We start from the raw sequence: 10,536 nt of genomic DNA on the forward strand, positions 1-10,536 counted from the left end.
ATGTTTGAAGAAAATTGATTATTCGTATGTTTTATCAAGCAGCTATGATAAAATTTAAACATAATACAATGCGAGCCATTTAACGATCTATGTTTAAATGGACATCGATATTGTATGAATTCGTTTTAACAAGCAAGCATTTCTATGTGAACGAACCAAAGGGGAAAGTAACATGATTAATAAAGAACAATTAGATCTTTTATATAAATTAAAAAAAGAAGTTGAAAAGTCGCGAAATGAAGCACTTTTACATACAATTAACCAAGTAATTAAGAAAGTATATTTGCAGCAATATACATGTTCGTTCGTTGGACATTTTTCTGCAGGTAAATCGACACTGATAAATTTATTAATTGAACAAGATATCTTACCAAGTTCACCTGTACCAACGACAAGTAATACTGCTATTGTGTCAGTTTCAGACAATCACGATATTATTGCTAATTTGCCGAATCAAACGTATGCCAAATTATCTAATTATGATGAAGTAAGGGAAATGAATCGCCAAAATGTCGACGTTGAATCTGTAGAAATTAATTTTCAATCAGCTAAATTTGAAAATGGGTTTACGCTGCAAGATACACCAGGTGTTGATTCAAATGTTGCATCACATCAGTCAATAACAGAACAATATATGTATACAAGTAATATGATATTTTATACGGTTGACTATAACCACGTTCAATCTGAACTTAACTTTAAGTTTATGAAGCATATAAATGATGTTGGAATACCTGTTGTGTTTATCATTAATCAAATTGACAAGCATCAAGACGATGAATTGTCATTCTCTACGTTTAAATCACGAGTTGAAAAATCAATTGCAGATTGGGGCATTAAATTAGAACGCACCTTTTATGTATCTAAATTTGATCACCCTGAAAATGAACTTGAAGTATTATCAAGTTATCTAATTTCATTAGATCAACATAGAGAGACAATAGAGGATTATACATCAAGAACGGTTGAATACATTACCGAAGCTCAGCTAGATTACATTCAGTCTGAAATTCAGGAAGTACTAGAAGATTTAGGTATCGAAGAAGCGGAGTTTGAACAAGCATTTTTAAATAGTCAACAACATCAAGCAATTAGTGAAGAGGCACAACTTTTAAATAATCCAGATGAATTAATGGCATTTTTAAAGAATAAGCGTAAAAATATTTTAGAAAATGCATACATTATGCAGCATAATATGAGAGAAATGTTACGAAGTTATTTGGAAAGTATGTCTCAAGACTTTAATGTTGGTGGGTTTTTTAATAAAAAGAAGAAAAAGCTACAAATTCAACAACAGCGATTATTAACAGCGACAGATGCGTTACAAGAACATGTTAATCAACAAATTCGTCAACCAATGCGAGAAGATATGTCATTTGTAACGCGTTTTATCAATAAAAAAGAAGCTTCAGATAAAGTATTAAATCAGCATTATGACGTTAAGCCGGAAATGATTGAAGATTTATATCAACCACAAACATCAATCAGCAATACTTATGTACTTACATTTTCAGACGAAGTGGTTAAAGCCATTAAGAAATATGTTGAACAACAATCAACACCAATTTTTAAAGAAATAATAGAAAATGTGCAGGCAGATGAATTACCAACAGAAGAAAGTGATGATTTAAAAGAATATCAACGTTATACAGAATTAAATGAGCTGCGTCAGTCATTGACGACTAAGAATTATCGTCACTACTATATTCATTTAGATGAATCTCTAGATAAATTAATAGGTCGACAAGAGACAACATATCAAGTGGCTACTGATAATGCTCAGGATAATCGTGATAATCAGCAGCTAAATCAAAATACAGCTACAACAAATATGTCTATAGATATTCAAAAAGCGCTTGATATAATTTCGGATGTGCCTTTGTTCAAGCGTACAAAGCAAGATATCCACGAAACATTAACACGTATAGATAATAAATTAATAAAAATAGGTGTATTTGGAACATTTAGTGCGGGTAAAAGTAGTTTGATAAATGCATTATTAGGCGAGCATATTTTAGTGAGTTCTCCAAATCCTACTACAGCAGCTACTACAGAAATATCTTATGGAGACGAGAGTTATATAACGCTAAAATCACAATCGCAATTATTAGATGAAATTAATGCAGTAGTTGAATACCAAGATATATCTTTTTCAACTATAGAAGAATTTATTAATTGGGATTTAGAAAAGTTAAAATCACATTTAAATAAAAATCAACTCGCTTTTATTCAGGCAGTTGAAAAACATTATAAATTGTATGTCAATATGTTGGAAAATGGAGAAAAACATGCCATTAATCAACAGGAATTGAAAAAGTGGAGTGCAGAAGATGAATATGCAACATTTGTTAAGACAGTACACATTGCATTAATGCATGATTGGTTAAAAGGTAAAATAATTGTTGATTCATTAGGGCTACACTCAAATAACCAAAGGCATACAAATGAAACCGAACAAATTTTAACTTCTTCAGACTTAATATTGTATGTAAGTTATTTTAATCATTCATTTACTGATAATGACAAAGCGTTTATAGAACACATGAAAGATATGAACCAGTTGAATGAAAACCAAGCATTTAAAATGGTAATTAATGCTGCTGATTTAGCAGAAAGTCAAGATGATCTTGAAGCAGTTGAAACATATGTATCAGATGCATTAAGACAAGTACACTTACAATCAGACATTTTTGCTGTATCAAGTCGAAATGCATTGCAAGCTGAAGATAAGGGCATTGATCAATTAAAACAAAGCATACAACAATTTGTTGATGTTGAATCTAAATCAATTTTAGAACAACAAATGATTCATCAGCTTCAACAAATGGATCGTTCTTATGTAGAGATGATTACAGAATTTGAAACAAATAAAGCTGATATTTCACGTCGCCAACAAAGGTTAACAGATTATAAAGATAAACAGCGTTTACAACATCAATTAATTGATGCGACGCTACAACATACAGACAACGAAGTTGAAGAACAAGTTTATCATTTAAATGCACGTTTAAAATTACAACTACTTGACGATGTTAAATCAGTGTTTAATTCTCAAATGACGCAAAATAGTGATTTTAATGAAGAAAAGAAAGTGTCTACGAAAGTATACTTAGATCAAATTCATCAACGATTGTTTTTAGAGCAATCTTTAATTACAGAACGTATAAAAAAATACTTTAATAAGCAACTCATTGAGCAAATTGCACCAATCGTTCAACAATTAGCAGATTTACATGTCATTGTTAATCCTCAGTTTAACTTTGAATCAGCTAATATAGAGCAACCATTATTGCACATCGATTTCAATGATATGCTAAATGCATTGCCTAAACAATTAACAAAACGTAAAATTTTGAATCCAAATGGGCAAAGAGATATACATGAATCAATTTGTCAAAGTACGTTAGGATTATTACAACCACAAATGGGATTATTGAGGCAACAGCTTGAATTATATGTAAAGCAAATGGCTGTAGAAGCTGAATCGCAATTTGAAAGTTTTGAAGCTAATATTCAAACGCAAATAAACGATTTATTAGCATTTGATTTAGATACAACACTTATCAATCAATTGAAAGATAAACATCAACAACTGAAAACTATTTTATATTAAGAAAGAAGGAACGTTTTAAATGCCTAATAAAATATTACTTGTAGATGGTATGGCGCTATTATTTAGACATTTCTATGCTACAAGTCTTCATAAACAATTTATGTACAATTCACAAGGTGTACCTACAAATGGAATACAAGGATTTGTGCGTCATATCTTTTCGGCAATACATGAAATACGCCCTACACATGTAGCTGTATGTTGGGATATGGGACAATCAACTTTTAGAAATGATATGTTTGATGGTTATAAGCAAAATCGTTCTGCACCACCAGAAGAATTGATACCACAATTTGATTATGTTAAAGAAATTTCAGAGCAATTTGGCTTTGTAAATATTGGCGTTAAAAACTATGAAGCGGATGATGTTATAGGTACATTAGCACAACAATATTCAACTGATAACGATGTCTATATTATTACGGGCGACAAAGATTTACTGCAATGTATTAATGACAATGTTGAAGTTTGGCTAATTAAAAAAGGTTTTAACATTTATAATAGATATACATTACATCGTTTTAACAAAGAATATGCCCTTGAACCACAACAACTAATCGATATTAAAGCGTTTATGGGTGATACAGCAGATGGATATGCGGGTGTTAAAGGTATTGGCGAGAAAACGGCTATTAAGTTAATTCAGCAATATCAAAGCGTTGAAAATGTGGTTGAAAACATTGATGCATTATCAGCTGGTCAACGTAATAAGATAAATGACAATTTAGATGAACTATATTTATCGAAGCGACTTGCTGAAATTCACACACAAGTACCAATTGATAGTGAATCGCTTTTTGAGAAAATGTCATTTGCAACAACACTTAATCATATTTTATCAATTTGTAACGAACATGAATTACATGTTTCAGGAAAATATATTTCATCCCATTTTTAAAAAAGTATAAAATTTTATGAAAAATTAAACCAATTAAGTATAAAAAGACTATTTCTATCGATACAAGGTAGAAATAGTCTTTTTGCGTATTTGGATATGTCAGAGTGAATAAATAAGCCGAATTTTGATAGATACATATTTGATTAATCAATAGAGTTTACAGAATTATATTTCATCCAAATAAATTACCATACACTACAAAATAGTACAGTTACAACTTTATTAATCTAAAAAACATATTTGATTAATTAGTTTTTGAGTCAATGTATTAATACAACTATAAATCAAATGGAGTATAAGAAATAAATATAGTGGTATAATTGCACATAATATTTAAGAATAAGAATAATATATTAAATATTTATTAACAAATTATAGATAAAATATGAATAATTAATTAATGGTATTTACATATTCATAACCAAAGGATAAAATAATTGTGAAATTATTCACAAATGAAAGAGGAGTGTTGCAAATGTTAGTTGCAGTAGTCAAAGAATTAAAACAAGGTGAAGGACGTGTAGCTTGCACACCCGAAAATGTGCGTAAGTTAACGGATGCAGGACATAAAGTAATTGTTGAAAAAAATGCTGGCATTGGTTCAGGATTTTCTAACGATATGTATGAAAAAGAAGGCGCTAAGATCGTAACTCATGAACAAGCATGGGAAGCTGATCTTGTTATCAAAGTAAAAGAACCTCATGAAAGCGAATATCAATATTTCAAAAAGAATCAAATTATCTGGGGATTTTTACATTTAGCATCTTCAAAAGAAATAGTAGAAAAAATGCAAGAAGTTGGTGTAACTGCGATTAGTGGTGAAACCATTATAAAAAATGGAAAAGCAGAATTATTAGCGCCAATGAGTGCTATAGCAGGTCAACGCTCAGCAATTATGGGAGCTTACTACTCTGAAGCACAACATGGTGGTCAAGGTACTTTAGTGACTGGTGTACATGAAAATGTGGATATACCTGGTAGTACATATGTGATTTTCGGTGGTGGAGTAGCAGCAACAAATGCAGCAAATGTTGCCTTGGGACTAAATGCTAAAGTAATCATTATCGAGTTAAACGATGACCGCATTAAATATCTTGAAGATATGTATTCAGAAAAAGATGTCACAGTAGTCAAATCAACACCAGAAAATTTAGCAGAACAAATTAAAAAAGCAGATGTATTTATTTCTACAATTTTAATTCCTGGTGCGAAACCGCCAAAATTGGTTACTCGTGAGATGGTTAAATCAATGAAAAAAGGTTCAGTATTAATCGATATAGCTATTGACCAAGGTGGAACTATTGAAACAATTAGACCAACTACAATTTCTGATCCAGTGTATGAAGAAGAAGGTGTGATTCATTATGGTGTACCAAACCAACCAGGAGCAGTCCCAAGAACTTCAACAATGGCATTAGCACAAGGAAATATTGATTATATATTAGAAATTTGTGACAAAGGCTTAGAACAAGCAATTAAAGATAATGAATCCTTAAGTACTGGTGTAAACATTTACCAAGGACAAGTGACAAATCAAGGATTAGCTTCATCACATGACCTAAATTATAAAGAAATATTAAATGTTATCGAATAGATAATAATTTAAATGAAATTGAGTGAAATGAATATTTTAAATATAGCATTATAGTTTGGACTAAAAATTTACAAAACGGAAGGATGTAATTATTATGACAACCAACACAGTTACATTACAAACAGCACATATTGTAAGTTTAGGAGATATCGAAGAAGCTAAAGCAAGCATTAAACCATTTATTCGTCGAACACCTCTAATTAAATCAATGTATTTAAGCCAAAGTATAACTAAAGGGAATGTATTTCTAAAATTAGAAAATATGCAATTCACAGGATCTTTTAAATTTAGAGGCGCTAGCAATAAAATTAATCACTTAACAGATGAACAAAAAGAAAAAGGCATTATCGCAGCATCTGCTGGGAACCATGCACAAGGTGTTGCTTTAACAGCTAAATTATTAGGCATTGATGCAACTATCGTAATGCCTGAAACAGCACCACAAGCGAAACAACAAGCAACAAAAGGCTATGGGGCAAAGGTTATTTTAAAGGGTAAAAACTTTAACGAAACTAGACTTTATATGGAAGAATTAGCGAAAGAAAATGGCATGACAATCGTTCATCCATATGACGATAAGTTTGTAATGGCAGGCCAAGGAACAATTGGTTTAGAAATTTTAGATGATATTTGGAATGTGAATACAGTCATCGTACCAGTTGGCGGTGGAGGATTAATTGCAGGTATTGCCACCGCATTAAAATCATTTAACCCTTCAATTCATATTATCGGTGTTCAATCTGAGAATGTTCATGGTATGGCTGAGTCTTTCTATAAGAGAGATTTAACTGAACATCGAGTGGATAGCACGATAGCAGATGGTTGTGATGTAAAAGTTCCTGGTGAACAAACATATGAAGTAGTTAAACATTTAGTAGATGAATTTATTCTTGTTACTGAAGAAGAAATTGAACATGCTATGAAAGATTTAATGCAGCGTGCCAAAATTATTACTGAAGGTGCAGGCGCATTACCAACAGCTGCAATTTTAAGTGGAAAAATAAACAATAAATGGCTTGAAGATAAAAATGTTGTTGCTTTAGTTTCAGGCGGGAATGTTGACTTAACTAGAGTTTCAGGTGTCATTGAACATGGACTGAATATTGCAGATACAAGCAAGGGTGTGGTAGGTTAAAACTTTTAATCTTAAAAATGAGGTGTAATTATGTCAAATGGTAAAGAATTACAAAAAAATATAGGTTTCTTCTCAGCGTTTGCTATTGTTATGGGAACAGTTATTGGTTCAGGAGTATTCTTTAAAATATCAAACGTAACAGAAGTAACAGGAACAGCAGGAATGGCCTTGTTTGTATGGTTCCTAGGCGGCATCATTACCATTTGTGCGGGGTTAACAGCAGCAGAACTTGCTGCTGCAATCCCTGAAACAGGTGGCTTAACGAAGTATATAGAATATACATACGGTGATTTCTGGGGCTTCCTATCAGGTTGGGCGCAATCATTTATTTATTTTCCAGCTAACGTAGCAGCATTGTCTATCGTATTTGCGACACAGCTAATTAATTTATTCCATTTATCTATAGGTTCGTTAATACCAATAGCAATCGCATCTGCGTTATCTATTGTGTTGATAAATTTCCTAGGTTCAAAAGCAGGCGGAATTTTACAATCAGTTACTTTAGTAATTAAACTGATTCCAATCATCGTTATTGTAATTTTTGGTATTTTTCAATCTGGAGATATCACTTTTTCATTAATTCCAACTACAGGTAATTCAGGAAATGGTTTCTTTACAGCAATTGGTAGTGGTTTATTAGCAACTATGTTTGCATATGATGGTTGGATTCATGTAGGAAATGTTGCGGGGGAACTTAAAAATCCTAAACGCGATTTACCTTTAGCGATTTCAGTTGGTATTGGTTGTATTATGGCTGTGTATTTATTAATTAACGCTACATTCTTATTAACGTTGCCAATAGAACTACTTGCTGGTAATTTAAATGCAGCTTCAGATACATCAAAAATATTATTTGGTGAAAATGGCGGTAAGATTATTACAATCGGTATATTAATTTCTGTTTATGGTACGATCAATGGCTATACTATGACTGGTATGCGCGTACCATATGCAATGGCTGAAAGAAAATTATTGCCATTTAGCCACTTATTCGCAAAATTAACAAAATCTGGCGCACCATGGTTTGGCGCAATTATACAACTTATAATCGCTATCATCATGATGTCAATGGGAGCATTTGATACAATTACAAACATGTTAATCTTTGTTATTTGGTTGTTCTATTGTATGTCATTTGTTGCGGTAATAATTTTAAGAAAACGTGAACCAAATATGGAACGACCATATAAAGTACCGTTATATCCGATCATACCTTTAATTGCTATTTTGGCAGGATCATTTGTATTAATTAATACACTGTTTACACAATTTATATTAGCAATCATTGGAATTCTAATAACAGCACTTGGTATACCAGTTTATTACTATAAGAAGAAACAAAAAGCAGCATAAGGTAAGATAACTAGCATTGAGAATAAATGGATGGACTACTAATAAATTTAAAGTTTTACACATTAAAATCAAAACCATTCAATTATTCTAACGAACAGACAAATTTCTGTTATGGAATTTGTCTGTTTTTCAAAAGTATAGGGAGGCAAATAGAGATGGAAAAGCCGTCAAGAGAGGCATTTGAAGGCAATAATAAGTTGTTAATAGGAATTGTTTTAAGTGTAATAACGTTTTGGCTATTTGCACAATCATTGGTTAATGTTGTACCAATACTTGAAGATAGTTTCAATACAGATATTGGAACGGTTAATATCGCCGTTAGTATAACTGCTTTATTTTCAGGAATGTTTGTAGTAGGAGCAGGTGGTCTTGCTGATAAATATGGCAGAATTAAACTCACGAACATTGGTATTATCTTAAATATATTGGGTTCATTATTAATCATTATTTCAAATATTCCTTTATTACTTATTATAGGAAGATTAATTCAAGGACTTTCAGCAGCATGTATTATGCCTGCAACTTTGTCTATTATTAAGTCATATTACATTGGGAAAGATAGACAACGCGCTTTAAGTTATTGGTCAATTGGCTCATGGGGCGGCTCTGGTGTTTGTTCATTTTTTGGAGGTGCAGTTGCAACGCTTTTAGGTTGGCGTTGGATTTTCATCCTATCAATTATAATTTCATTAATTGCACTGTTTCTTATTAAAGGCACACCTGAAACTAAATCTAAATCGATTTCTCTAAATAAATTTGACATTAAAGGTCTGGTTCTTTTAGTCATTATGCTCCTCAGTTTAAATATTTTAATTACTAAAGGATCAGAATTAGGTGTAACCTCACTTCTTTTTATTACTTTATTAGCTATTGCAATTGGATCTTTTAGTTTATTTATAGTTCTTGAAAAGCGTGCTACAAATCCTTTAATCGATTTTAAATTATTTAAAAATAAAGCTTACACAGGTGCAACAGCTTCAAACTTTTTGTTAAATGGTGTTGCAGGAACATTAATAGTAGCCAACACATTTGTTCAAAGAGGTTTAGGATATTCTTCATTGCAAGCAGGAAGTTTATCAATCACTTATTTAGTAATGGTACTAATTATGATTCGTGTTGGTGAAAAGTTACTTCAAACACTCGGATGCAAGAAACCAATGTTAATTGGAACAGGAGTTCTTATTGTCGGAGAATGTCTCATTTCATTAACTTTCTTGCCAGAAATATTGTATGTCATTTGTTGTATTATAGGTTATTTATTCTTTGGTTTAGGACTAGGGATATATGCTACACCATCAACAGATACAGCAATTGCAAATGCACCGTTAGAAAAAGTAGGCGTTGCTGCAGGTATCTATAAAATGGCTTCTGCATTAGGTGGAGCATTTGGCGTCGCATTGAGTGGTGCAGTTTATGCAATCGTATCAAATATGACAAACATTTATACTGGTGCAATGATTGCATTATGGTTAAACGCAGGTATGGGAATATTATCATTCGTTATCATTTTGTTACTTGTGCCTAAACAAAACGACACTCAATTATGATAATTGAGAATTAAATTGAAATCATACAAGTCGCTACAATATTAAACAAAATATAAACCGATTCTTATGTGTCATTATTTTAAATGAACATAGGGATTGGTTTTTTATTACTCTTTTACGCTACTTTATTTATAATTATTATAAATTGTCACAAATTCAATTTACCTTACAATATATTTTGTTTTATTATATTCTGGAGCATAAATAAATTGTTCAACACATAGTTGTAATGTGTTTCAATACTATTTGGATAGATTGCGAAATTGTATTGAATCGTCATCGTTTTAAATTTTTAAATGAGAATGGAATGAGCATTACAATATACAAGCAATCAAAAGTAAATACATTCACAACACAACAGAGACATAACAACAAGATAAGGAGTGAACAATAGCT

Annotated in this window: 6 protein-coding genes; all 6 read left to right on the top strand. The window is 31.5% G+C overall.

What is annotated here, in order from left to right; all coding sequences use genetic code 11:
* Positions 1 to 172: 172 nt before the first annotated feature.
* The gene (locus HMPREF3247_RS13265; RefSeq protein ID WP_000608526.1) at positions 173 to 3,613 is read left to right on the top strand and encodes a dynamin family protein; all 3,441 of its coding nucleotides are present in this window, start codon (positions 173 to 175) and stop codon (positions 3,611 to 3,613) included.
* A 19-nt stretch (positions 3,614 to 3,632) separates the two neighbouring features.
* Complete coding sequence (locus HMPREF3247_RS13270) at positions 3,633 to 4,511, top strand: 5'-3' exonuclease (protein ID WP_001133025.1); 879 nt, start codon at positions 3,633 to 3,635, stop codon at positions 4,509 to 4,511.
* Between the two features lie 475 nt (positions 4,512 to 4,986).
* Entirely contained in the window at positions 4,987 to 6,105 is a 1,119-nt protein-coding gene (ald, locus tag HMPREF3247_RS13275) for an alanine dehydrogenase (protein WP_000959430.1), read from the top strand.
* 94 nt (positions 6,106 to 6,199) lie between these two features.
* Positions 6,200 to 7,240 carry a bifunctional threonine ammonia-lyase/L-serine ammonia-lyase TdcB gene (gene tdcB, locus HMPREF3247_RS13280; protein WP_000210828.1) on the top strand — a complete coding sequence of 347 codons (1,041 nt, stop codon included), beginning with the start codon at positions 6,200 to 6,202 and terminating at the stop codon, positions 7,238 to 7,240.
* A 30-nt stretch (positions 7,241 to 7,270) separates the two neighbouring features.
* Positions 7,271 to 8,593: an APC family permease gene (locus HMPREF3247_RS13285; RefSeq protein WP_000064778.1), complete on the top strand. Its 1,323-nt coding sequence runs from the start codon at positions 7,271 to 7,273 to the stop codon at positions 8,591 to 8,593.
* Between the two features lie 155 nt (positions 8,594 to 8,748).
* Positions 8,749 to 10,140 carry a multidrug efflux MFS transporter NorB gene (norB, locus tag HMPREF3247_RS13290; protein WP_000414688.1) on the top strand — a complete coding sequence of 464 codons (1,392 nt, stop codon included), beginning with the start codon at positions 8,749 to 8,751 and terminating at the stop codon, positions 10,138 to 10,140.
* Positions 10,141 to 10,536: the final 396 nt, after the last annotated feature.

The sequence above is a fragment of the Staphylococcus sp. HMSC36A10 genome (assembly GCF_001838845.1).
Classification (GTDB): Bacteria; Bacillota; Bacilli; order Staphylococcales; family Staphylococcaceae; genus Staphylococcus; species Staphylococcus aureus.

Coding starts and splice junctions, on each gene's coding strand:
- tdcB (WP_000210828.1), top strand. CDS start 6,200: ATGACAACCAACACAGTTACATTACAAACAGCACATATTGTAAGTTTA.
- norB (WP_000414688.1), top strand. CDS start 8,749: ATGGAAAAGCCGTCAAGAGAGGCATTTGAAGGCAATAATAAGTTGTTA.
- HMPREF3247_RS13265 (WP_000608526.1), top strand. CDS start 173: ATGATTAATAAAGAACAATTAGATCTTTTATATAAATTAAAAAAAGAA.
- HMPREF3247_RS13270 (WP_001133025.1), top strand. CDS start 3,633: ATGCCTAATAAAATATTACTTGTAGATGGTATGGCGCTATTATTTAGA.
- HMPREF3247_RS13285 (WP_000064778.1), top strand. CDS start 7,271: ATGTCAAATGGTAAAGAATTACAAAAAAATATAGGTTTCTTCTCAGCG.
- ald (WP_000959430.1), top strand. CDS start 4,987: ATGTTAGTTGCAGTAGTCAAAGAATTAAAACAAGGTGAAGGACGTGTA.